Consider the following 20,275-nt stretch of genomic DNA (forward strand, 5'->3'; position numbering starts at 1 on the left):
GTGTAAATAATATTGTGTAATTAGCTATAGTGTATAATCTGTCCGTTCCAAGAGGAGCGGACAATTATACCGAACTGGTTTATTTGTATTTCTGGCATGACAAAAACAACACCATTACAGGATGTTATGAAGGCAGGATTGCTTATTTTACTAATCTGGACGATATCGTTGCCCAACCCAGGGTCATGGATAGTGTTCACTGGCTGCTTGCGGCCTGTCAAAATCAAAATCTGCTTAAAAAATAAGCCAGCTTATGGATTGTAGCTGACGGCACACCCATCACAAAGTACAGGAACAAAGCAACGTTATTCAGCATGGGCATTCCTCATTTCCATCCAGTCTTCAATAGTCATGGCCCATCGCTCATGATCCCGCCACTGCCCGCCAATCTTGAGATAACGCGGAGAATAACCTTCCTTTCTGAACCCGTTCGCTTTCACCAGTTGAACGGAAGCGCTGTTATCCGGCTGGATATTCGCTTCCAGGCGATGCAAGCCTAATTCGCCAAAGGTTTTTTCAAGAACCTGTTTCAGACCGGCGCTCATATGCCCTTTTCCTGCATAATCCGCAACCGCATAAAATCCAAGATAAGCATTCTGGAACAAGCCGCGCACAATTTCACTGAGATTGAACACACCCATGATTTGGTCATCCCGGCCGCATACCAGATAACTCTTCTGGTTGGGCTGTTGATACCGGTTTACATAGTCACGAAATTCTTCTGACGTCAGGGGAGCCCGCACCCAGGGAGTGTGCAATTTTTCACTGCGATGCATAGCATCCAGAAACGCGGATTCATCACTGCGGTTGGGTTCTCGAATGGAAATAGTCATGACGGCTGGTTTCACTCTTCCAGTAAAAAATAACTCGCTATCGTTGATCTTACTACAGGCGCTTTCTGATACTCACCATTTCAGTAACATGATCGCATGATCATGCGGGTACGGGCTTTCCACTTCGCGAAATCCATTTCGCATGAAAAAAGCAATCGCGCGGCTGTTTTCCTTTGAAGGATCCGCCAGCAGGGCCCGGAATTCATTTTTAACACAGGCTTGAACAAAACACATCAGTGCCTTGCTGGCATAACCTTTACCAAGATAATTCTCATCCGCCATGAACAAGTCAATGCCCGCCAATTCATGCGGTTGAAACAGACTGAACAAAGGGTGTGAATAGTCGGATATGCCCTCGGGAAAATAGGAACTCAGACGATAAAGCTGAATATATCCGACAGGCTTGTCATGAATATGGATGATATAACTTTTCAAGTCCGGGTCGTCAAGCCTGGGCCGGTATTTTTCCTTGATCATTTCCAATGTGTAACCCTGCCCCCGCGCATACCAGCGCAAAACATGCTCTTTCTGAAACCATTGAAAAAGCAGGGTCAAGTCTTCTTCCCGCAAGGGTTTAAACACGATTTCATGATTTGTCATTTTGTATCCGGTATAACAGATGCAAGGATAAAGGATGATCCAGTGACAGCCTGGGATGACGAAAATCTCCTGACAGATCCCGCCGCATGCCGATTTTTTCCATCACGCGAATCGACCGTGTATTTGCGGGGACAGTAAATGAAACAATTTCCCGCAGTCCCAGCTCATCAAATCCATATTTTAATACTGCTTTCGCGCCTTCCGTAGCGTATCCCTGCCCCCAGTGCCTTGAAGCCAGCCGCCAGCCGATTTCCACTGCAGGGGTAAAATGCGCTTCAAAGGATGGAATTAACAACCCAATATATCCTATAAATTCATTCCCGGCTGTTCCAACCGTGCTCTTGTGAACAGAGGGGTCGATGGAAAAGGTTGATTTCAACTCCACGGCATATAAGGAAAACCCGTGATCATGATAATGCTGCATAAACCGGCGTATAGCGGCTTCTGTCGCGGAACGGCTGCCTATACCCGGCAAGAATTCACACACTCTTGGATCCTGATCAATTCGTGTCATGGGTTCTATATCCCGTTCCTCCCAGGTGCGCAACAGCAATCTTTCAGTTTCAATAATTTTCATATGGCGGTCAGCGTGTTATTTGCATGAAATGTTATGCTCAATTGATCAAAAGGGTATATTCATTCTTTTGATGTGAGTAGCTGTATATCTCTCCTTTTTCAATGTCGAAAAACCATAGATGCAACAGCAAAGCCTGTTTATCCATTTTTTCCCTTATCCAGGGGAAAGTGAGACAATTCTTGTATGAAATCAGCATGGCTTGCTTCGCATAATCATCCGCGTTCATTATCTTGTTCGAACGCGGACCGATTAATGACACCCAGCTGCTGATAAAATCATTCTGGTGCAGACTCTCCTGGTTCAGGGTGGCATTTATTCCCCCGCACTGACTATGTCCCAGTATAATGATATGTTTGACATTCAGATAACAAATCCCGAATTCGAGCGCAGCGCTGGTACCGTGATGCGCCTCGTCTTTTTCATAAGGCGGAATGATATTCGCCACGTTTCTGACAACAAACAAATCACCCGGATCACATTGCAATATCAGTGCCGGATCCACGCGCGAGTCACAACAGGCTATCACCATAATCTCAGGACGCTGGCCGCGGCTGGCCAAGGTTTGCATGATAGAGTTATCGCCCAGCGCATATTTTTTCCTGAATTGCTGGTAACCTTCCAGTATTTTGGAAATTGATTTTTCCATTGTCATGTTACTCCTGGTCAGATTGAGACTGATTCTGATTTTAATACTTGCCGATTCAGTTAAAAATGCAAGCCTTCCTGATCCAGTGATTTTTGAATGGCCGTTCGCGCGCGCAAGGCCATAAAATGCCTGGACAAATGCGGCCAGTCAGCCAGATTCATTTTAAAATACCCGGCCCAGCTTGTCATGACAAACAAATAGGCATCAGGCAAGGTGAAAGTCTCGCCAGTCAGAAATTCAGAATGTTCTAGCTGCGTATTCACATAACCTAATTTGCCCTTGAGCACCGGAATAGTGATTTTTTCTTTTGTATCCAGAGGCATGGCGGGATTGAATAAAGGTGAAAATCCCTTATGCAGCTCGGTAGCAACAAAATTCAGCCATTCCAATACGCGATAATGTTTAAAACTGCCAGGAGCAGGCAGCAGATTATCCGCATGCGCCGCATTGGCAAGATACTGCATGATGACCGCATTCTCGGTCAATGTTTCATTGTCATCCGTGATCAATACGGGCACGGATCCCTTGGGATTGATACTATAGAAATTTGCCCCGCTTTCTGTTTTCTTTCCGGCAAGATCGACAGACTCAAACTCGCATGGCAGCTTGGTTTCATTAATAATGATTCTTGACGCCAGTGAACACGCACCTTTTGCAAAGTACAATTTCATTTCATTCTCCTCACAGCGATTTTCAATTCGGGGTAGCATTATGCCCTGATTTTATCTTTTCGTCTCGTGTTTGAATCGAGAATCCGCCATGCAGAAAGATGGTTTTAAATGAAGTGTTTTGCTAAAATTATACAAATTATGACCGGTTCCGTGACATGATGAAGCCCAGTTTAAAACACAAACCAAATAACTATGCTATTCAAGACCTTAGAGTGAAATTCGCCGATGGCATCCCGTTATCTTGCGATCAGCTCAATTTTCTTGCCTGGCATGAAAAGGCCTTGAGCGGCCAGCACCTGGATCCTGTCATCACGTACTATCTCAAACACTACCGCCATCCTCATCACTCATTTCTCATGCCCGGCGAAAAGCTGGAAAAAGCCGATCTTGCCCGTTTGAAACGGCGTCTCGATATTTTACTGGCCGGCACATCTGATCATCTGGAATTGCAAATGTCGCCTTCCGATTTTCTTTCTTTCCGCGCCATGACGACTGATGAATTGATTTTATATCACGGAAATCAGCTGCTCACCGGCGCGCCCTTTTTCCCGGGCGGCGTCCCCCAGCTTATTTATTTTCAGTGGGGCAATTTATTCGGGGTCGCAAAATATGTCGTGATAGCAGAGGAAAAAGCATTGAAGAGCAATGTTCTGATTTATTTTGAAGACCGGCATGAACGGCTGCTTCAAGACTGTGTTTACCAATATAACCAAAAATTACAGCATGAATCTCACCATCAACAGCGACTGGCGCCATTCATGCATCCCAGACATGACGCACCGGAACTCTCGTCTCGGCAAATCTCTTCCTGTTTCAAAATCCCTACGCTGACATTGTCGCGCAGCAAGCAAACGCCCGAGGAACAACAATAAATAATCCTGCATTCTCACTCTAAAATTGAAAGGATGCCCCTGTCTGAATCTATCGATTATTCCCGCAGGATAGATCACCGCTCAAGATCAGAATTTTTTTTCATAACGATGACAATACGGCTGTTTCCCCGTTTTCTCATAGTAATCCTGATGGTATTCTTCCGCACGCCAGAATGTGCTCACGGGAAGCAGGCGGGTGGCAATGCGATACCCCATGTGTTCCAGCTGGTTCACCAGCTTTTGCGCTATGTTTTTTTGCGCCTCGTCGTAATAAAAAATCACACTGAGGTATTGCTCACCCAGATCAGGGCCTTGCCCATTCGCCTGGGTGGGATCGTGTATCTCAAAAAAATATTTTGTCAGCGCTTCGTAGCTGACGCGGGAAGGGTCATAAATAACCCGAATCACTTCAAAATGCCCTGTCTTGCCGCTGCAAACTTCTTCATATGTCGGCTTTTTCCGGCTGCCGCCCGAGTATCCCACCTCAGTCTTGAGTACGCCGGGAAGTTGTTTCATATAATGCTCGACTCCCCAGAAACAGCCGGCTGCAAAGACAGCTTCTTCGGTATCCGTAACAGTGAGATCGGCAACAAAATCCAGGCTGAGAGAATTCACACAATGACGAGTGTTTTTTGCCGTCATTCCTTCGCCTGTAAAAACGTGTCCCAAATGAGCCCGGCATCTGGAGCATAAAATTTCGGTGCGGTAACCATCGGCATCTCGTTCGCGCAAGACCGCGCCTTGTATCTCTTCATCAAAGCTAGGCCAGCCGCAGCCCGAATGAAACTTGGTCTGTGACCGGAACAAAGGCAGTCCGCACTGCCGGCAAAGATAAGTCCCTGACTCGCCGAAATCATCATATTCACCCGAATAAGGCTTTTCAGTCCCTTTATTTTTTACAATTGCTACTATCTCTTCCGTAAGACTCGCCGTTTTAATGACCATGTGTGTTTTCCAAACCGATTTCTAATAGCCATCACTGCTATGCAGACCTGATCTCTTCATCTTTATCTTATGCGATAAACAATTGTCGACACCAGCCTGACTTTTTTCTCAATCGAACCCAGGGCATTTTGGTTGCTATTCCAGTCTGAGCTCATGGTGCTGGTATCTCTTCCCATGATCTGGAAAACGCCTTGACTGGCATTCTGAACACCCGCCAGTTTACTGCCCGAATCCTTGGCAAATTGGGTGGCTATGGTAAACGCACTTTGTGTGGCTTCCGCAAGCAGCGCTGGGCGTATGCTGTCCAGCTGAGTGTAATAAAAACTGGGGTTTGGACTTAAAGAGCTGGCGTCAAACGCGAGGGGGACGCCCAATTGCAACAGTTTATCCACATTTTGTCCTGCCTGTTGAACGAGATCGACTTTTTCAGTACGCACACGCGTGCCCGCGGTCACCACATAACGCTGATTGTTGGCGTTCTGGGAGATATTCTGGTTGTACACATTTGCAAACCGGTCTTCCACTTTTAATTGGGTACGGTCAATTTCTTTATCGGTGAATCCCTGCTGCTTAAGAAATGTGACCACCAACTCCTGGTCATGCTGTATGCGCTGATCCAATTGAACAAGATCATTTCCAACTTCACGAAAGTTGATTTCCCACAATCCCAGATCAGATTTCACATCCCGTTCGGCCAATCCCTTCACTGTCACACTGCGGTTCATTTTTTTAACGATATAAAAGGCTTTTCCGACACTATATCCCGCACCCAAAATGCCAATCGCCAAAATGAGCGAACAAATAATCCACGTGAATTTATTTACCATAATCTTTATCCTCTGATCATAACGAATGGGCTCATTTTCTCACAAGAATATGTCGAAGTAACTATATGTTGTCTCGAAAGACAAATTTTGCTTCAGAGCAAGCGAAGCTGTGTTCAAAATTGCGGCATTCACCGCCATGCCCCTCATGCCGTTCTCCTCACGAAACTCTGGATTTAATTTCACGAATCACATATCGTAACCCAGAGATAAAATAGGTTTATCATCATGCGCTCATCCTTGCCTGATATACCCGAGTATTGGTTCATTTTTCAAAATGACCGTCTGCTCCTCATGAAAAACTCCGTTCCGGCCCGTTTTCCGGACCTCCATTGGCTTTCCCGATTCAAGCCTGATTTTCTCAGGCAATATAAGCTGGGCATATTCAACACTATCGATTGCTTCTGCGCTGAACTGGATGCGCGAGCGGCCTTGCCTGACGAGGTGGAACCCGTCCCCTTGCGCAAGGCTTTTGAAATCCTTGGTAATGACTGGTATGCCGCTGCCGCCAAAGCCTATTCAGTCATCAACTGGGATAAAAATCATCAGTATTGCGGCCGTTGCGGACACGCAACCAGACATAAGCCTGGAACATTCGAGCGCGTATGCGATACTTGCGGGCTTTCTCTCTATCCTCGCATCTCTCCGTCCATCATTGTGCTCATTCAAAAGGATGACAAGATTCTCATGTCGCGCAGCCCGCATTTCCCTCCGGGAGCCTTTGGATTGATCGCAGGCTTTGTGGAAGTTGGCGAAAGCATAGAAGATGCCGTACATCGCGAGGTAAAAGAAAAAGTCGACATTCAAATCAAAAATCTCCGCTATTTTGGCTCACAATCCTGGCCGTTCCCCGACTCGTTAATGATAGGTTTCACCGCGGAATATGCATCCGGCGATATACATATTGACCGGCAGGAAATCGAAGCCGCTGACTGGTACCGGTATGACAACCTTCCGGGGCGTCCGTCATCCAGCATCAGCATCGCAAAAAAATTAATTGATTATTTCATCGCAAAACAGAGCCAGTCCTCATGACCCGGTCTCATTCTCTCTACAGGGATACACAACATGGAAATTTATGACAACTGGCGGGAAGAAAAGCGTTCAGCTTACTTATACTCTGTCATGGCTAAAAGCGAAAAAAACATTCTGCACAAAAAGCTTTTTCTGGACCTGCAAGGCGCGGCTGAAAAGCAGGCCAGCGTTTGGGAACATAAAATCAGGGAAAAAAACCTGCAGCCTCCTTCCGGATTTACTCCGGATCTCCGTACGCGCCTTGTATCCGCATTAGTCGTTTTTTTTGGCGCTGAAAGCATGCACACCATTTTATCCGCCATGAAAATCCGCGGCATGTCCGTTTTTACACGGTACCATAGTGAGCACAAACATACCGGTATCAGCACTTCCAGTAACCTGCGCGCGGCCGTATTTGGAATGAACGACGGCCTTGTTTCGAACATGAGCCTGATACTGGGCATGGCAGGCGCCAGCGCCAGCCAGCAGTTGATTATTTTGGCGGGCGCCGCCGGCCTGCTCGCGGGAGCCTGTTCCATGGCTGCCGGTGAATACATTTCCGTGCGCTCTCAACGCGAAGTCTTTGAATACCAGATCGCTATCGAAAAACAGGAGCTGGAAGAATATCCTGAGGAAGAAATGGAAGAACTCAGTCTCATTTATCAGGCTCGCGGCGTATCCCAGTCCGACGCTGACAAACTGGCAAAGCTGATGATTGATAATCCTGATACCGGACTCAACGCCCTCGCGCGGGAAGAACTCGGCCTCAACCCTGAAGATCTGGTATCCCCTTACGGCGCCATGTTTGCTTCTTTCATATCCTTCGCCATCGGAGCCGTTATTCCACTGCTTCCGTTCCTGCTTGGCGGCCATTCCTGGAATCTGATGGCGAGCATCTCCCTGACAGCCGGGACCTTGTTTTTCATAGGCATGATTTTAAGCCTGTATTCTAACCGCAATCCCGTTTTGCTAGGGTTGCGCATGCTTGCGATAGGAGCAACGGCAGGCGCGCTGACCTTTTTTATCGGGAAATGGATAGGCATCAGTGTATAGCCCGATTGCTTTCTTCGCGGCATGCCGCCCGCTCACCATCAATTAGCTAATTGCCTAATAGGAAAGTACCTAATATACTAATGGCTATGCAATGAAAACGGCCCGGACCGGCCAAGAATGTGGAAGCGCACGACATGAATAAAGAATATTTTCCCTTGGGGATCGCAAAAGGCAATGCGTTTTGCAACCGAGTCGCTGAACGCCAGAGGCTGGTGAAAAATATCAAGGCGCATCAGCATACGCTGATCACTTCGCCACGCCGATATGGCAAAACCAGCCTCGTATTGTTTGTATTGGAGAAGCTGGGCATCCCCCATGCCAAGGTCGATTTATTCGTCGCGCTGAATGCGAAAGCATGCGAAGAACAATTGATTCAGGGAGTGCAGAGACTGCTCGGGAAAATCTCGACCAAGCCGGAACGAATGCTGACACAGATACGGGATTATTTTTCTCAGGCGAAAAAGCGCTGGACTATCGGGTTCAAAGGGCTGCACCTGGAATTAACTCCGGAAAAAGACAGTGACGCCGCCATCAATATTATGGACGCCCTGCTCGCACTCGAAAGCATACTGGCAAAAAAGCGTCAGCGCGCCGTTTTGTTCATCGACGAGTTCCAGGAAATCGGCGCTCTTCCTTCCGCCAAAGCGCTGGAAGGCGCGATACGGCACGTCGCCCAGGAAACCCGGTACTTACTACTGGTTTTTTCCGGAAGCAACCGTCACTTGCTGACATACATGTTCGATGACAAGTCCAGGCCTTTGTACATGCTTTGTGAGCGGATCATCCTGGACCGCATTGATGAGGCGCATTATGCGGATTTCATCAATAAAATCGCGTTAAAGACCTGGAAAAGACATTTTCCAGACGAAACACTTTCGCAAATATTCACACTCACGGAACGACATCCCTATTATATGAACGTCTTATGTAATGCTTTATGGAAAACCCACGAGGACAAGGCGCACCCTCCTGACGCCCAGTCGGTCAAAAAGATCTGGCAAGAATATATTTACACAGAGCGGACCCGCATAAGCCGTGAATTATCTTACCTGAGCTTTGGCCAGCGTAAAATCCTGACAGCGATTGCATTCGGCAATGCCACGGAATTGACAGGAAAACATTTTTTGCAGCTCGTGGGCCTCACCGGCCCAAGCGTGATCAACGCCCTGGAAGTGCTGGAAAACCGTGACCTGGTGGGAAGAAAGGAAGCGGGAAACTATTTTATTATAGATCCGCTCATGAAGGCTGCGTTACTATTCTTCTATCAGGATTCGTTTAAAAGCAGCGAGGAAAACTAAAGACGTCCCCTCTCATTTTGAAATCAGGGTTCGCCTGGAGAGGGGATCAGGATGCCTGGCTATTTTACGCTTTCTTCATTTTTTCGAGATAAATTTGATAACACAACCAGCCAGCGGCCACACCCACGCCTATATATATAATCCTGCCCAGGAAATTACCCAGAATGGCAGTGACGAGAAAAAGATTAAACAACCCGACCAATCCCCAAAATATGCCTCCCAACACAACAACGATCAGGGCAATCTGATCATACAGTCCCAATTCCTTCAACATGCGCAGCTCCTTTGTAAATATCCATTTAAATCCGCACATCAGCATATCATAATAATTTTCACACTCCTACTGTGCACGCGCGGAAAACGGGAAGATGCCGGATCAATGCGGCTATCGTTTAAACTCCATGCCATAACCGCCAACATACAGGCTGGTTTCATCGTCGGAAGCTATCAACATATCAGTAGGGCCTTCATCCGCGGACGGAAGCAAGACATCGTTCAACAAGGTGGTCGGCAAAATCGACAGATTGTTTTGACGTTCGGGATTGTTGCGGGAAAAAAATCCATTGCTCTGGATATATTGCGTACATAAATCCTGGAGAGAATTCACGGACGAGCACCGCAGCAACATAAAGTGAATATTCAGCATTTTCTTGTATACAGGGTCGTCGGGATCATAGCTTCCGCAGCCGGGACCAATACGGGACAAACACGCTTCGGTAAAACGTGACAAAAGGTAAAAAGTATCCGAAGTGCCGGGGGAGTTTTCTGACTGTAATTCGGTCATGGAATTCTCTACAAGGCCCAAATATTTTAACAAATACCCGGCGTTGGGTGTGTATGCATGCGCTGCGACTTCCGCCGCGAGTTCCTGCACCTCCAGAAGGTAAACAAAGTTGATGAAGGGGAAAGCCTCAGCCAGTCTGCTGAGAAACTCATCAAGGTCATCGATGACGGAGATAAATTTACTGAGATACTCAGGCCCGAAGATAATCGCAGCCATTCGTCTCATCAGATCCCGCGGACAATCATCAGATGCGAAGTAAATCAAAAAATCGTATATATCCGCAGTTTCATCCAACAGTCCCTGGTCTAGCGCAAAGCGAATCAAGTCCGGGATAAATGATTCCAGCCCCGCATGCCGGGACAAGACCTCGACAACCTGGGCCAGGCCGCGGCTATTCTTGATAATGCCGGAGAATAAAGCTTCCATCAGCTTACCGTATTCATCAGGCGTCACTTTACAGGAACTTATCCCTTCCAGCACGCTCATCATTTCCTCCCGTTGACGAGAGAAACGGGAGACTTCATCATTCAAGACATTCGCCAGCCCATGTATGGCGACTGATTCAGCAAGGTTTTGTATTTTAACGAAATAATTTGGTTCACACTCCATGAAACGAACATCTGACATAGGTTTGTGCCTTGTAATGAATTTGTGCCATTGAATAGTAATGGTTTATTTTTACACATCTTGACCCTAAAATACAATGAACGCGGAACCACGCCTGAACCGGATTACTGCTGTGTTAAACTAACCCCCTTCATTAGATGGCCGAAGAATATATGCTTATTGATACACATGAGGTTCAAATCTGGTTTACGGATTTAACCCTGACCCGTGAACAGGAAAATGAGCGCTTTGACTTGCTGAGCATTGAAGAACGCGAGAGGGCGCTGAGATTTCATTTTCCGATACACAAACAACGGTTTATCGCCGCGCGCAGCATGTTAAGATCCCTGTTAGGCTTATATCTTGCCTGTGCGCCGCAGGATATTGCATTTGCCTATGATGAAAATGAAAAACCACGTTTGCAGACATCCGGCCAGATGGGATTGCAATTCAATCTTTCACATTCTGATCATATGGCTGTTTATGCTTTTACACTCCATCATGCGGTAGGCGTCGATATAGAAAAAATCCGGGATACCTATAACCCTGACGTGGCCGAGCGCTATTTTAGCAGAAGAGAAAATCAGGATTTACTCTCATTGCCGCACAATGAAAGAACTGCGGGCTTTTATCGGATATGGGCCAGAAAGGAAGCCATTGTCAAGGCCGTTGGAAAGGGATTAACCATGCCGTTAAGCCGCTTTTCTGTATCGGCACGGGATATTTGCGAAGACATTCAGCTGGACCATGATGGTTCCTGGAAATTGATGCCGCTTGCCATTCATCCTGCGTTTCAGTCAGCCGTTGCGGCCAGCCCGATGATACATACCTTGTCATATTGGAGCCTTTTTGAACAACACCAAAAACTAGATAAAGTATACAATCTTTAATTGCGATATAATTAAAAACTAAAAGGCGTAATACAGCACCAAGGAGGACATGCCATGCCATATCAAGAATTTCAGGAAAACTGGAGAATTTTTTCAGAACTCATCGATCAAATACCCCATATTGAAAATGAGCAGATCAAGACTTTGATCAAGCAATATATCGAACAAAATCTCATCATACTCAATGACGTATTCACGACCAGCATTGATAATCTCAAAAGTCTGCAAAATGCTAAAACTGTCAATGATGTGATTTGCACCCAGGCACGCTTTACCAACGAAGTCAGCAAAAAACTGTCATTATCAACTCAGCGTTTTATCAATACGTCACTGGGTCATATTGCGGATTATAACGAATGGCTCAAGGCTCATTGCGATTTAGCGACAGACTGACGTGCGCTTTCTCTGTCAAACCGGGTGAGCGTGTTACTGTTTGCTGTGCCAAATTCGAGGATATTTTATGTCATGCCTGCAATACCGCGGTAATCAATTGTACATTGAAGATGTCAGCCTGAAAAATGTCGCTGATGAATTTGGCACGCCTTGTTATATTTATTCACGCAGTGCGATTGAAGCGAACTGGCATACGTTTGACGAAGCCTTCAGCGGCATCCCGCATCGAATCTGTTATGCGGTCAAAGCTAACAGTAATATCGCCATTCTGCATCTGTTAGCCAGACTTAATTCCGGGTTCGACATTGTTTCCATGGGCGAAATCGACCGTGTGATCGCCGCGGGCGGCGACCCCAAAAAAATCGTGTTTTCCGGCGTTGGAAAAAAGCGCGACGAAATCGAGCATGCCATTGAAAAGAAAATTTACTGTTTTAATATAGAATCCGAACCAGAACTGGAACGCCTGCAGGAAATTGCCGCCAGAATGAATGCCGCGATTGATGTGGCGATACGCATCAACCCCAATATCAATCCTCACACCCACTCCCACATCACAACGGGTTTAAATGAAAGCAAGTTTGGAATTGATATCACTGATGTGATACCGCTCGCACAAAAAATTTCCCGTTCAGGATCCCTGAGACTGGTAGGCATTGCCAGTCATATCGGCTCACAGATAGTCCAGCTCGCGCCGTTTCTGGAAGTGGTGGACCGCCTGCTGGATACCTATCAACAGCTTCTCAAGATCGGTATTACCCTCAGACATATCAATATAGGCGGCGGGCTGGGCATTACCTATCATGATGAACACCCGCCAGGTATTCGTGAATATGCACGCGCCCTGCAGGACAAATTGCGTCCTTATAATATCGAGGTCATTATCGAGCCAGGCCGCGCGATTGTTGGAAACGCGGGAATTCTATTATCCCGCATCGAATACCTGAAACACACACAGCATAAAAATTTCGCCATCATCGATGCCGGCATGAACGATTTATTACGTCCCGCGTTGTATGATGCGTGGCAAAATATTCTTCCCGTCGAATTGCACAATAGTGAAGTCAAACAATATGACATAGCCGGGCCTGTGTGTGAATCAGCGGATTTTCTCGGAAAAAATCGTGATCTTGCGTTACAAAGCGGTGATTTGCTGGCAATCGATTCATCGGGAGCCTATGGCTTCAGCATGAGTTCAAACTATAATTCACGCTGCCGGCCTCCCGAAATTTTGGTGGATGGCAGCAATGCCTCTCTCATACGCCGCCGGGAAACAATAAAAGATTTATTCGCCGCAGAAATAATCGCCGATCTGGCGCCCTGCGACTAATATCTGCCGCCGCGCCCTGGCCATGAATCAGCCGCAGAACAGGCTTGAATCATCATGCTCCACGCACGCGTTTTTAATCTCCGGCTTCCGCATTCCAAACTGTTGCAGATAAGACTTGTCCTGCACGCAAAGATTCTATAGGATTTTCATCCTTGAAAATGGAGTGCGACATGGATTTTAAGCTAACTGAAGATCAGATTGCCATACGAGAAATGGTCCGTCACTTTGCGGAAAATGAAATTGCGCCTTATGCTGCGGAATGGGATGAAAAACACCATTTTCCGGTTGATGCGTTGCGTAAAGCCGCCACTCTTGGGCTTGCGGCAATTTATGTACGCGGTGATGTCGGCGGCAGCGAGCTGACACGGCTCGACAGCGCATTGATCTTTGAAGAACTCGCGACCGCCTGCCCCACTACCGCCGCCTATCTTTCCATTCATAATATGGTGAGCTGGCTGATTGATACTTATGCAGACGAATCCCTACGCAAAACCTGGCTGCCCAAACTCGCCACCATGGAGATATTCAGCAGCTATTGTCTTACAGAACCCAGCTCTGGATCTGACGCAGCTTCTTTGAAAACCACAGCGGTACGCGACGGAGATGAATATGTCTTGAACGGCTCCAAGGCGTTTATCTGCGGCGGATCCGTTAGCGGCCTCTACGCATGCATGGTAAGAACCGGCGGAGAAGGCCCCCAGGGCATAAGCTGCATTCTGGTCGAAAAAGACAGGCCCGGAATCAGCTTTGGCAAAAAGGAAGAAAAAATGGGTTGGCGCAATCTTCCCACCACCATGGTTTTTTTCGAAAACTGTCGTGTGCCTGTCAGCAACCGCATCGGAAATGAAGGACAGGGATTCAAAATCGCGCTCTCTGCCCTGAACGGTGGCCGAATCAACATTGCCGCCTGTTCCCTGGGAGGAGCAAAACAATGCATTACGCTGGCGCGCCAATATATGCTCGAGCGCTCCCAGTTCAAACAAAAACTCGCCGAATTTGAAGCGTTGCAATTCCGCCTCGCTGACATGCTTACCGAGCTGGAAGCTTCCAGGCTAATGGTCTATCGCGCCGCTGTAGCGCTTGATCAAAATGATCCCAACATGATTATGTATTGCGCCATGGCCAAGCGCCTGGTCACAGACATGTGCTTTAACATCTGCAATCAGGCGCTACAATTGCACGGCGGTTACGGCTATATACGTGAATACGCAATTGAACGCTATCTGCGCGATTTACGCGTTCATCAGATTCTGGAAGGCACTAATGAAATCATGCGCCTGATCATCGCGAGACAAGCGTTTCATGAATCATTCAAGCTAGCGTAAAACCTGTCAATTAATTCGACAATGCGTAAAAGTATGTCTTTCAAATGAAAGCATTGCGGCGTTTGCGCAACTGCTCTGCGCAAGCTGACAAGATTTTTTGAACTCACCGCCTTCTTTTTCGTTTATAATAACCCTATTGGCACTCTTCACATCAGGAGGAATGAATCATGCGCCTTAAGGATAAAGTTGCCATTATCACCGGAGCAGCCAGCGGCATAGGAAAAAAAATTGCCGAGACATTTGCAGCTGAAGGCGCGAGAGTCGTTATCGCTGACCTTAACCAGGATCAGGCAGATGCAACAGCAAAGGAAATCATTGCGCAAAACGGACAAGCCATGGGTGTGAAAATGGATGTCACCAATGAATCTGAAGTGGACAAAGGTGTTGAACAGGTAATAAAGACTTTTGGCGATATCGATGTTCTGGTCAGTAATGCCGGCATTCAAATCATCGATCCTGTAGACAAGCTTTCATTCGCCAATTGGAAAAAACTCTTGTCCATCCATCTTGACGGCGCTTTCCTGACCACGCGGGCTTGCATTCGCTCCATGTATGCATCCGGACGCGGCGGCAGCATTATTTATATGGGCTCCGTGCACTCGAAAGAAGCTTCTCCTTTAAAAGCCCCCTACGTTACCGCGAAACACGGCTTGATCGGTCTGGCAAAAGTGGTTGCGAAAGAAGGCGCATCCCGTAACGTGCGCGCAAATGTAATCTGTCCCGGCTTTGTGCGCACGCCATTAGTGGACAAGCAAATACCGGAACAAGCCAAGGAACTAGGCATCAGTGAAGACGATGTCATTAAAAAAGTCATGCTCAAGGAAACCGTGGACGGAGAATTCACCACGACCGCAGATGTGGCAAATGTTGCGTTATTTTTTGCCTCTTTCGATTCTAATGCCTTGACAGGCCAGTCACTGGTAGTCAGTCACGGCTGGTTTATGCAGTAAATCCAGACGGCATCAGGCAATTCGGGCAAACCTGGCGCATGATCAATCCCTGATCAACAGGCGCATGATTTTATTCGTCCTCAATCAAAAATTATATTAAACTAAGCCCCCATTCAGGATTACAATTATTTCGATAATGAGGTTTGATCATGTCAAATAAAATCATCACCAATGCCATTACGGCCGTTCTTGCACTTAGCGTCTCGGGTGCTAACGCTGCCGCAATAACGGGCAATAAACCGGCTACGGCAAACAAACCAGGACAAGACATGATGCAATCTTCACCCATTCCGGGCATGGAACGTTGTTTTGGCGTCGTTAAGTCGGGTGCTAACGACTGCGGTAACGCCAGTCATAACTGCAGCGGTGAGGCAAAACTGGACCAGGATAAGAACGAATGGATCTACCTCCCCACAGGATTGTGCAAACGGATAGCTGGCGGCAATACCCAGCCCCCTTCCGAGAGCTAACCTGCCCTCATGGAATGGAAGGCCATACCAAAATTTTTCACCTTCATCAGAAATTATTCCATCCTGGGATTGCTGCTGCTGGCATTTATCTCGTTTTTTTACTTCCGTCTTTATGACTATCTCACCATAAATACTATCAAAAACTATCAGGCTGCCGCTCAAGCGTGGACGAATTCTCATTACTTCCTGGCTGTGAGCCTGTATATCCTGATTTATGCCATCCTGATAGCTTGCGCTATTCCCTGCGCCACTTTCTTCACCCTGTTGGGAGGCTACCTCTTTGGAAGCATAGCCATCATTTATGCTGTTTTTAGTACCACGTTTGGCGGCATGATCCTGTTCCTGACCATCCGTACCTCTATCGGTTGTCATATTGCCGCAAAATCAACCGGCTGGATTAAGAAAGTCGAACACGGATTCCGGCAAAACGCCTTTAATTACATCCTCACGCTAAGGCTGATGCCCATTTTTCCCTGCTGGATCAGTAACATCGCAGCGGGTATGTTGAGCGTTCCCTTGAACATTTTTCTTGGCGCCACGGTGCTGGGTATTCTTCCCGCAACCATTATTTACGTTCTGGCGGGGCGCAGCCTGGATAAAATACTTGAAAATAACGCCACCCCGATTTTGGATATCATTCTCTCGCCATCGGTCATTTTGCCGCTTATCGGCTTGGCTGTACTCAGCCTGGTTCCCGTCATTTATAAAAATGTTAAAAAAACTGATTAAAACCGCTAGAATGTACACATGCTTATCTTGCTGAATATATCGATGACAGAGGAGGGCTGGTGAATTCAAGATTGCTTCTGACAGGCATAGGATTACGAACCCCGCATTTTACCGAGGTTCTGGAAAAACGCCCGGGTACAGCCTGGCTGGAAGTTCATAGCGAAAATTTTTTTGGCGACGGCGGCAAGGCATTGAACATGTTGGAACGAATACGCCAGCATTATCCTGTCAGCCTGCATGGAGTCAATTTATCTTTAGGCTCTGCAGATGAATTAAACTGGAGCCACCTGAAAAAATTGCGCGACCTGATCGACCGTATTAACCCTTGCCTCATCTCGGATCATTTATGCTGGTCATCCATTAATGGGCAGTATATTCATGACTTATTGCCCCTGCCTTATACTGAAGAAGCAGTCACTCACGTTGTTGCCCGCATCCAGCAAGTTCAGGAGTTTTTGCGCAGGCAAATCCTGATAGAAAATATATCCAGTTATGTGCAATTCACCCAGTCTACCCTGACCGAACAGGATTTCATCCGTGAAGTCGTAAAAAAATCCGGATGCGGCATACTCCTTGATATCAATAACATTTATGTTTCTTCCGCTAATCTTGGATACAATCCGGAAGCATTTCTCCAGACCATACCGGTGGATCACGTACAGGAAATCCACCTGGCCGGATTTTCATCGACTGTAATCAACGGAAGGGAAATCCTGATCGACAGCCACGACCGCGCCGTCATTCCCGCCGTCTGGGACCTGTTTCGCCTGGCTATACAATATCTGGGCCGCAAGCCCACTATTATCGAATGGGATTCTAACCTTCCTGCACTGGAAACACTTTGTCTTGAAGCATACCGCGCTGAAACCATCCTGAGAGAAACTTATGTCCCTGCAAAACGCACAGGCTGAATTCGCCGAAATCCTGTTTAATGACGAAGAGCACGCTGATTTCTTGCAGCCGGCTCAAAACATGAGGATTTATCGAAATAACGTGCAGTCCACACTGGGCCAGACGCTGCTCGATATTTATCCCATGATCAACCGGCTGGTAGGCGAAGATTTTTTCCGAATCACCGCCAAGGAATATATCCTGAAATATCCTTCGCGCAGCAGCAATCTTCATGACTATGGTGAGTACTTCAGCAGCTTCCTGGCGGAATATCCTCCCTTGCATAATTTAACCTATCTAGCCGAAGTGGCCGAATTTGAATGGACATGTCATCAACTGTACTTCGCGGCAGACCATGGAATGATGGATATTCAAAAACTGGAATCCCTGTCGCCGGATCAATACGGTCACTTGCATTTTACACTCCATCCCGCCTGTAAGCTCATGAAATTCCATTATCCCCTGTTACGCATACTTGCCTTATGCAAAGGTGAATTGAGCGGCACAATCAATGTCAACGAGGGCGGTGTGAATTTGCTCATTGCACGTCCGGAATGGGACATTCTGCTCATACCCGTTTCCAGCGCGGAATTTGCGTTTCTTGCGGCGCTTCAAGAGAATTATTCGATTACGGATGCTCTGGAATCAGCCCTGCAGCTCGACCCTGAATTCAAAATGGATGAAAAACTCCCTGAATGGGTTCGCCACAAAATAATCGTAGATTTTTTTTCCATCCATGAGTAAAGATCATCATGAAGTCTCGCCCGTCCTATATCGAACTACTTGCACGCTATCAGCCAGTTTCATTATCTCCCACTCCTCAATCAGCCGCCGTCATGCTCATCTTGCTGGATCAAGGCACAGACTCATTTGAAATCGTGCTGACAGAACGCGCCGCTCACCTAGAGAGATATGCGGGTGATTTCAGTTTTCCCGGCGGCATGCAAGACGAGGGCGACACTGACTTGTATGCCACTGTGACACGGGAAGTCGAAGAAGAATTGAATTTGCCAGCTCATGCGTATCAACTGATAGGACAGCTTGATGATTTTACGGATCGCTACGGCCATCTCGTGCGGCCTTTTGTTGTGCTCATGAAAAAAACGGAATTCGAAAAACTACATAGAATTGCTGCTTCGGAAATCGCGAGTATTTATTACTTCTCCTTGTCGAAATTGCCAGCGATCAAGGACACACCCGCGCTGCATACTATTACACGCCGCCGTCCAAGTTATGCTTTCACGGAAGGCCAGGTTTTTGTATGGGGCCTGACAGCAACGATCCTCGTACATTTATCCAATATTCTTTCCGGTGAAAGCAAGCCATTAGGCAATCCAAACCCATAACCGTTTGCCGGCGCCGCATGCTGATGCTTCCTCTACAAGCACACGGCAAAACGTGCGCGGTTCAATCACCATTGATATTGACTTTCTGAATTGGCTAATGTAATACATTAATGTAATGAAGTTCTGGTGTAGCACTAAAGTTATTCATAACTTTTAGAAACGGGGAGTTCGTCTATGAAATTGCAGTCAGTTTCATCGTTATTGTTTTTAAGTATGTGTGTGAGTTCCGTTACCATAGCCGCTGCCCCAAATATTAAAATTGCCGGTACAATTCCTGCGACTGTCCAGTTAAATCAAAATCTTGCCAAACGCAGCCTCGCTGCGGGGACTGTCTCTCCTTCTACCAAGCTCATCTCACTTGAGAAGGTTGAATTATCTTCCGAAGCCCAGACTTACTTGGCAAACCAGGCTGACAAACTGGCTCAAAAAGATGAAAAAGGCTTCCTGTTTGCCGCCGCGGCTCCTTCTTCCCTGCCTCCTAGCGCTTTCCTGGGAATGAATAACGTGCCCGTGCTGGATCAGGGTGCTCACGGCGCATGCGTGACATTCGCTGACACGGGTGCGATTGACGCCATCCGCGGAAACACAGATTATGTCAGCCAGTTATGCAATCTGGAACTGGGATCTTATCTTGAAGAAGAATATGCCAAGAAAGGCGTTGAATATCCCAGCGGCTGGGAAGGTTCCCTGAATGAAATCGTCCTGGGCCAGATCCAGAAATATGGCGTGGTCAATATGACGGTTCAACGAAACCAGGGCTGCGGCAACAAAGAAAAAGTCTTGAAAGAATACCCGTTGAATGATGCCGCCAATACCGGCGTTCCCATGTCAGACACGGATTTCGCTCGAAAATCCGAACCTATCATGAAGGATATTTACTGGAAGGTCCTGCTTAGCGCCAATGATGCCTTTTCAAGCCGCGCCAATATGGACAACGTCGTGAAAAATATCAAGCAATCCATTGTGAATGGGCATCGCGTCGTTTTTGGCACACTGCTGGATGTCAATGACGAGCTAAAATATAACAACGGCGCAACAGGCACATACCGCGGCACTTCTAATGACAGCTGGGTGGTAACCGCCAAGATTCAAAAAGACGCCAAAGCCAAAAAAATTCGCGCTGGTCACGCCATGATTATTACCGGATATGACGACAATGCCGAAATCACGGGTTCTGATGGTAAAAAACATACCGGTGCATTCACGTTGCGAAATTCCTGAAGCAAGGCCG

25 protein-coding genes are annotated in these 20,275 nt (G+C 47.1%); 16 read left to right on the forward strand and 9 right to left on the reverse strand.

What is annotated here, in order from left to right; all coding sequences use genetic code 11:
• Positions 1-29 precede the first annotated feature (29 nt).
• Positions 30-245: a hypothetical protein gene (locus tag AQULUS_RS12710; protein WP_148340685.1), complete on the forward strand. Its 216-nt coding sequence runs from the start codon at positions 30-32 to the stop codon at positions 243-245.
• Positions 246-305: 60 nt separating this feature from the next.
• Here AQULUS_RS12710 and AQULUS_RS12715 read toward each other — a convergent pair whose 3' ends face one another.
• The 5 genes from AQULUS_RS12715 to gstA form a co-directional block, all read right to left on the reverse strand.
• Positions 306-833, reverse strand: coding sequence for a GNAT family N-acetyltransferase (locus AQULUS_RS12715; protein WP_148340687.1), 528 nt, complete (start codon positions 831-833; stop codon positions 306-308).
• A gap of 72 nt (positions 834-905) precedes the next feature.
• Entirely contained in the window at positions 906-1,433 is a 528-nt protein-coding gene (locus tag AQULUS_RS12720; protein WP_148340689.1) for a GNAT family N-acetyltransferase, read from the reverse strand.
• Positions 1,420-2,010: a GNAT family N-acetyltransferase gene (locus AQULUS_RS12725; RefSeq protein ID WP_148340691.1), complete on the reverse strand. Its 591-nt coding sequence runs from the start codon at positions 2,008-2,010 to the stop codon at positions 1,420-1,422. The genes AQULUS_RS12720 and AQULUS_RS12725 overlap by 14 nt, the downstream gene beginning before the upstream one ends.
• 37 nt (positions 2,011-2,047) lie before the next feature.
• Positions 2,048-2,656: a carbonic anhydrase gene (locus AQULUS_RS12730; RefSeq protein ID WP_148340818.1), complete on the reverse strand. Its 609-nt coding sequence runs from the start codon at positions 2,654-2,656 to the stop codon at positions 2,048-2,050.
• 59 nt (positions 2,657-2,715) lie between these two features.
• Positions 2,716-3,327 (reverse strand): glutathione transferase GstA, encoded by a 612-nt coding sequence (gene gstA / locus AQULUS_RS12735; protein WP_148340693.1) that lies wholly within the window; start codon positions 3,325-3,327, stop codon positions 2,716-2,718.
• Positions 3,328-3,482: 155 nt separating this feature from the next.
• Here gstA and AQULUS_RS12740 point away from each other — a divergent pair, with 155 nt between their 5' ends.
• Positions 3,483-4,199, forward strand: a complete 717-nt coding sequence (locus AQULUS_RS12740) for a hypothetical protein (protein WP_148340695.1) — start codon at positions 3,483-3,485, stop codon at positions 4,197-4,199.
• Between the two features lie 87 nt (positions 4,200-4,286).
• On the opposite strand, the gene AQULUS_RS12745 is transcribed toward AQULUS_RS12740, so the two are convergent.
• Together AQULUS_RS12745 and AQULUS_RS12750 are read right to left on the reverse strand one after the other, a co-directional pair.
• Positions 4,287-5,144, reverse strand: coding sequence for a bifunctional methionine sulfoxide reductase B/A protein (locus tag AQULUS_RS12745; RefSeq protein ID WP_148340697.1), 858 nt, complete (start codon positions 5,142-5,144; stop codon positions 4,287-4,289).
• A 62-nt stretch (positions 5,145-5,206) separates the two neighbouring features.
• Positions 5,207-5,971 carry an SIMPL domain-containing protein gene (locus AQULUS_RS12750; protein ID WP_148340698.1) on the reverse strand — a complete coding sequence of 255 codons (765 nt, stop codon included), beginning with the start codon at positions 5,969-5,971 and terminating at the stop codon, positions 5,207-5,209.
• A gap of 225 nt (positions 5,972-6,196) precedes the next feature.
• Here AQULUS_RS12750 and nudC point away from each other — a divergent pair, with 225 nt between their 5' ends.
• The 3 genes from nudC to AQULUS_RS12765 all read left to right on the forward strand — a co-directional run bounded on the left by nudC (position 6,197) and on the right by AQULUS_RS12765 (position 9,333).
• The gene (nudC, locus tag AQULUS_RS12755; RefSeq protein ID WP_148340700.1) at positions 6,197-7,003 is read left to right on the forward strand and encodes an NAD(+) diphosphatase; all 807 of its coding nucleotides are present in this window, start codon (positions 6,197-6,199) and stop codon (positions 7,001-7,003) included.
• Positions 7,004-7,036: 33 nt separating this feature from the next.
• Positions 7,037-8,035 carry a VIT1/CCC1 transporter family protein gene (locus tag AQULUS_RS12760; protein ID WP_148340702.1) on the forward strand — a complete coding sequence of 333 codons (999 nt, stop codon included), beginning with the start codon at positions 7,037-7,039 and terminating at the stop codon, positions 8,033-8,035.
• Between the two features lie 134 nt (positions 8,036-8,169).
• Positions 8,170-9,333 carry an AAA family ATPase gene (locus AQULUS_RS12765; RefSeq protein ID WP_148340703.1) on the forward strand — a complete coding sequence of 388 codons (1,164 nt, stop codon included), beginning with the start codon at positions 8,170-8,172 and terminating at the stop codon, positions 9,331-9,333.
• Positions 9,334-9,397: 64 nt separating this feature from the next.
• On the opposite strand, the gene AQULUS_RS12770 is transcribed toward AQULUS_RS12765, so the two are convergent.
• Together AQULUS_RS12770 and AQULUS_RS12775 are read right to left on the reverse strand one after the other, a co-directional pair.
• Complete coding sequence (locus AQULUS_RS12770; protein WP_148340705.1) at positions 9,398-9,607, reverse strand: DUF378 domain-containing protein; 210 nt, start codon at positions 9,605-9,607, stop codon at positions 9,398-9,400.
• 111 nt (positions 9,608-9,718) lie between these two features.
• Entirely contained in the window at positions 9,719-10,744 is a 1,026-nt protein-coding gene (locus AQULUS_RS12775) for a hypothetical protein (protein WP_148340707.1), read from the reverse strand.
• 152 nt (positions 10,745-10,896) lie between these two features.
• Between AQULUS_RS12775 and AQULUS_RS12780 the strand changes: the two genes are divergently transcribed.
• The 11 genes from AQULUS_RS12780 (at position 10,897) to AQULUS_RS12830 (ending at position 20,265) form a co-directional block, all read left to right on the forward strand.
• Positions 10,897-11,613 (forward strand): 4'-phosphopantetheinyl transferase family protein, encoded by a 717-nt coding sequence (locus AQULUS_RS12780; RefSeq protein ID WP_172622889.1) that lies wholly within the window; start codon positions 10,897-10,899, stop codon positions 11,611-11,613.
• Between the two features lie 54 nt (positions 11,614-11,667).
• A complete protein-coding gene (locus tag AQULUS_RS12785) occupies positions 11,668-12,006 on the forward strand; it encodes a hypothetical protein (protein ID WP_148340711.1) in 339 nt (112 codons plus the stop codon).
• A gap of 67 nt (positions 12,007-12,073) precedes the next feature.
• Positions 12,074-13,333: a diaminopimelate decarboxylase gene (lysA, locus tag AQULUS_RS12790; protein WP_148340713.1), complete on the forward strand. Its 1,260-nt coding sequence runs from the start codon at positions 12,074-12,076 to the stop codon at positions 13,331-13,333.
• 170 nt (positions 13,334-13,503) lie between these two features.
• Positions 13,504-14,658 (forward strand): acyl-CoA dehydrogenase family protein, encoded by a 1,155-nt coding sequence (locus AQULUS_RS12795; RefSeq protein WP_148340716.1) that lies wholly within the window; start codon positions 13,504-13,506, stop codon positions 14,656-14,658.
• 167 nt (positions 14,659-14,825) lie between these two features.
• Positions 14,826-15,608 (forward strand): 3-hydroxybutyrate dehydrogenase, encoded by a 783-nt coding sequence (locus AQULUS_RS12800; RefSeq protein ID WP_148340717.1) that lies wholly within the window; start codon positions 14,826-14,828, stop codon positions 15,606-15,608.
• Between the two features lie 149 nt (positions 15,609-15,757).
• Entirely contained in the window at positions 15,758-16,078 is a 321-nt protein-coding gene (locus AQULUS_RS12805) for a BufA1 family periplasmic bufferin-type metallophore (RefSeq protein ID WP_148340719.1), read from the forward strand.
• 9 nt (positions 16,079-16,087) lie between these two features.
• Positions 16,088-16,807, forward strand: a complete 720-nt coding sequence (locus AQULUS_RS12810; protein ID WP_148340721.1) for a TVP38/TMEM64 family protein — start codon at positions 16,088-16,090, stop codon at positions 16,805-16,807.
• 59 nt (positions 16,808-16,866) lie between these two features.
• Positions 16,867-17,718 carry an MNIO family bufferin maturase gene (bufB, locus tag AQULUS_RS12815; RefSeq protein WP_232051928.1) on the forward strand — a complete coding sequence of 284 codons (852 nt, stop codon included), beginning with the start codon at positions 16,867-16,869 and terminating at the stop codon, positions 17,716-17,718.
• Positions 17,693-18,442: an HvfC/BufC N-terminal domain-containing protein gene (locus AQULUS_RS12820; protein WP_148340724.1), complete on the forward strand. Its 750-nt coding sequence runs from the start codon at positions 17,693-17,695 to the stop codon at positions 18,440-18,442. The genes bufB and AQULUS_RS12820 overlap by 26 nt, the downstream gene beginning before the upstream one ends.
• An 8-nt stretch (positions 18,443-18,450) precedes the next feature.
• A complete protein-coding gene (locus AQULUS_RS12825) occupies positions 18,451-19,044 on the forward strand; it encodes an NUDIX hydrolase (RefSeq protein WP_148340726.1) in 594 nt (197 codons plus the stop codon).
• Positions 19,045-19,218: 174 nt separating this feature from the next.
• A complete protein-coding gene (locus tag AQULUS_RS12830) occupies positions 19,219-20,265 on the forward strand; it encodes a C1 family peptidase (RefSeq protein ID WP_148340728.1) in 1,047 nt (348 codons plus the stop codon).
• Positions 20,266-20,275: the final 10 nt, after the last annotated feature.

Origin of the sequence: Aquicella siphonis (assembly GCF_902459485.1) — a bacterium.
Taxonomy (GTDB): Bacteria; Pseudomonadota; Gammaproteobacteria; order DSM-16500; family DSM-16500; genus Aquicella; species Aquicella siphonis.

Bases quoted from the DNA above. Each gene is read 5' to 3' on its own strand.
- AQULUS_RS12830 (WP_148340728.1), top strand. From the start codon at position 19,219: ATGAAATTGCAGTCAGTTTCATCGTTATTGTTTTTAAGTATGTGTGTG.
- AQULUS_RS12795 (WP_148340716.1), top strand. From the start codon at position 13,504: ATGGATTTTAAGCTAACTGAAGATCAGATTGCCATACGAGAAATGGTC.
- AQULUS_RS12770 (WP_148340705.1), bottom strand. From the start codon at position 9,607: ATGTTGAAGGAATTGGGACTGTATGATCAGATTGCCCTGATCGTTGTT.
- AQULUS_RS12820 (WP_148340724.1), top strand. From the start codon at position 17,693: ATGTCCCTGCAAAACGCACAGGCTGAATTCGCCGAAATCCTGTTTAAT.
- AQULUS_RS12765 (WP_148340703.1), top strand. From the start codon at position 8,170: ATGAATAAAGAATATTTTCCCTTGGGGATCGCAAAAGGCAATGCGTTT.
- AQULUS_RS12715 (WP_148340687.1), bottom strand. From the start codon at position 833: ATGACTATTTCCATTCGAGAACCCAACCGCAGTGATGAATCCGCGTTT.
- lysA (WP_148340713.1), top strand. From the start codon at position 12,074: ATGTCATGCCTGCAATACCGCGGTAATCAATTGTACATTGAAGATGTC.
- AQULUS_RS12780 (WP_172622889.1), top strand. From the start codon at position 10,897: ATGCTTATTGATACACATGAGGTTCAAATCTGGTTTACGGATTTAACC.
- AQULUS_RS12750 (WP_148340698.1), bottom strand. From the start codon at position 5,971: ATGGTAAATAAATTCACGTGGATTATTTGTTCGCTCATTTTGGCGATT.
- AQULUS_RS12785 (WP_148340711.1), top strand. From the start codon at position 11,668: ATGCCATATCAAGAATTTCAGGAAAACTGGAGAATTTTTTCAGAACTC.
- AQULUS_RS12740 (WP_148340695.1), top strand. From the start codon at position 3,483: ATGATGAAGCCCAGTTTAAAACACAAACCAAATAACTATGCTATTCAA.
- AQULUS_RS12775 (WP_148340707.1), bottom strand. From the start codon at position 10,744: ATGTCAGATGTTCGTTTCATGGAGTGTGAACCAAATTATTTCGTTAAA.
- AQULUS_RS12810 (WP_148340721.1), top strand. From the start codon at position 16,088: ATGGAATGGAAGGCCATACCAAAATTTTTCACCTTCATCAGAAATTAT.
- AQULUS_RS12720 (WP_148340689.1), bottom strand. From the start codon at position 1,433: ATGACAAATCATGAAATCGTGTTTAAACCCTTGCGGGAAGAAGACTTG.
- AQULUS_RS12745 (WP_148340697.1), bottom strand. From the start codon at position 5,144: ATGGTCATTAAAACGGCGAGTCTTACGGAAGAGATAGTAGCAATTGTA.
- AQULUS_RS12725 (WP_148340691.1), bottom strand. From the start codon at position 2,010: ATGAAAATTATTGAAACTGAAAGATTGCTGTTGCGCACCTGGGAGGAA.
- AQULUS_RS12805 (WP_148340719.1), top strand. From the start codon at position 15,758: ATGTCAAATAAAATCATCACCAATGCCATTACGGCCGTTCTTGCACTT.
- AQULUS_RS12760 (WP_148340702.1), top strand. From the start codon at position 7,037: ATGGAAATTTATGACAACTGGCGGGAAGAAAAGCGTTCAGCTTACTTA.
- gstA (WP_148340693.1), bottom strand. From the start codon at position 3,327: ATGAAATTGTACTTTGCAAAAGGTGCGTGTTCACTGGCGTCAAGAATC.
- AQULUS_RS12825 (WP_148340726.1), top strand. From the start codon at position 18,451: ATGAAGTCTCGCCCGTCCTATATCGAACTACTTGCACGCTATCAGCCA.
- AQULUS_RS12800 (WP_148340717.1), top strand. From the start codon at position 14,826: ATGCGCCTTAAGGATAAAGTTGCCATTATCACCGGAGCAGCCAGCGGC.
- nudC (WP_148340700.1), top strand. From the start codon at position 6,197: ATGCGCTCATCCTTGCCTGATATACCCGAGTATTGGTTCATTTTTCAA.
- AQULUS_RS12730 (WP_148340818.1), bottom strand. From the start codon at position 2,656: ATGGAAAAATCAATTTCCAAAATACTGGAAGGTTACCAGCAATTCAGG.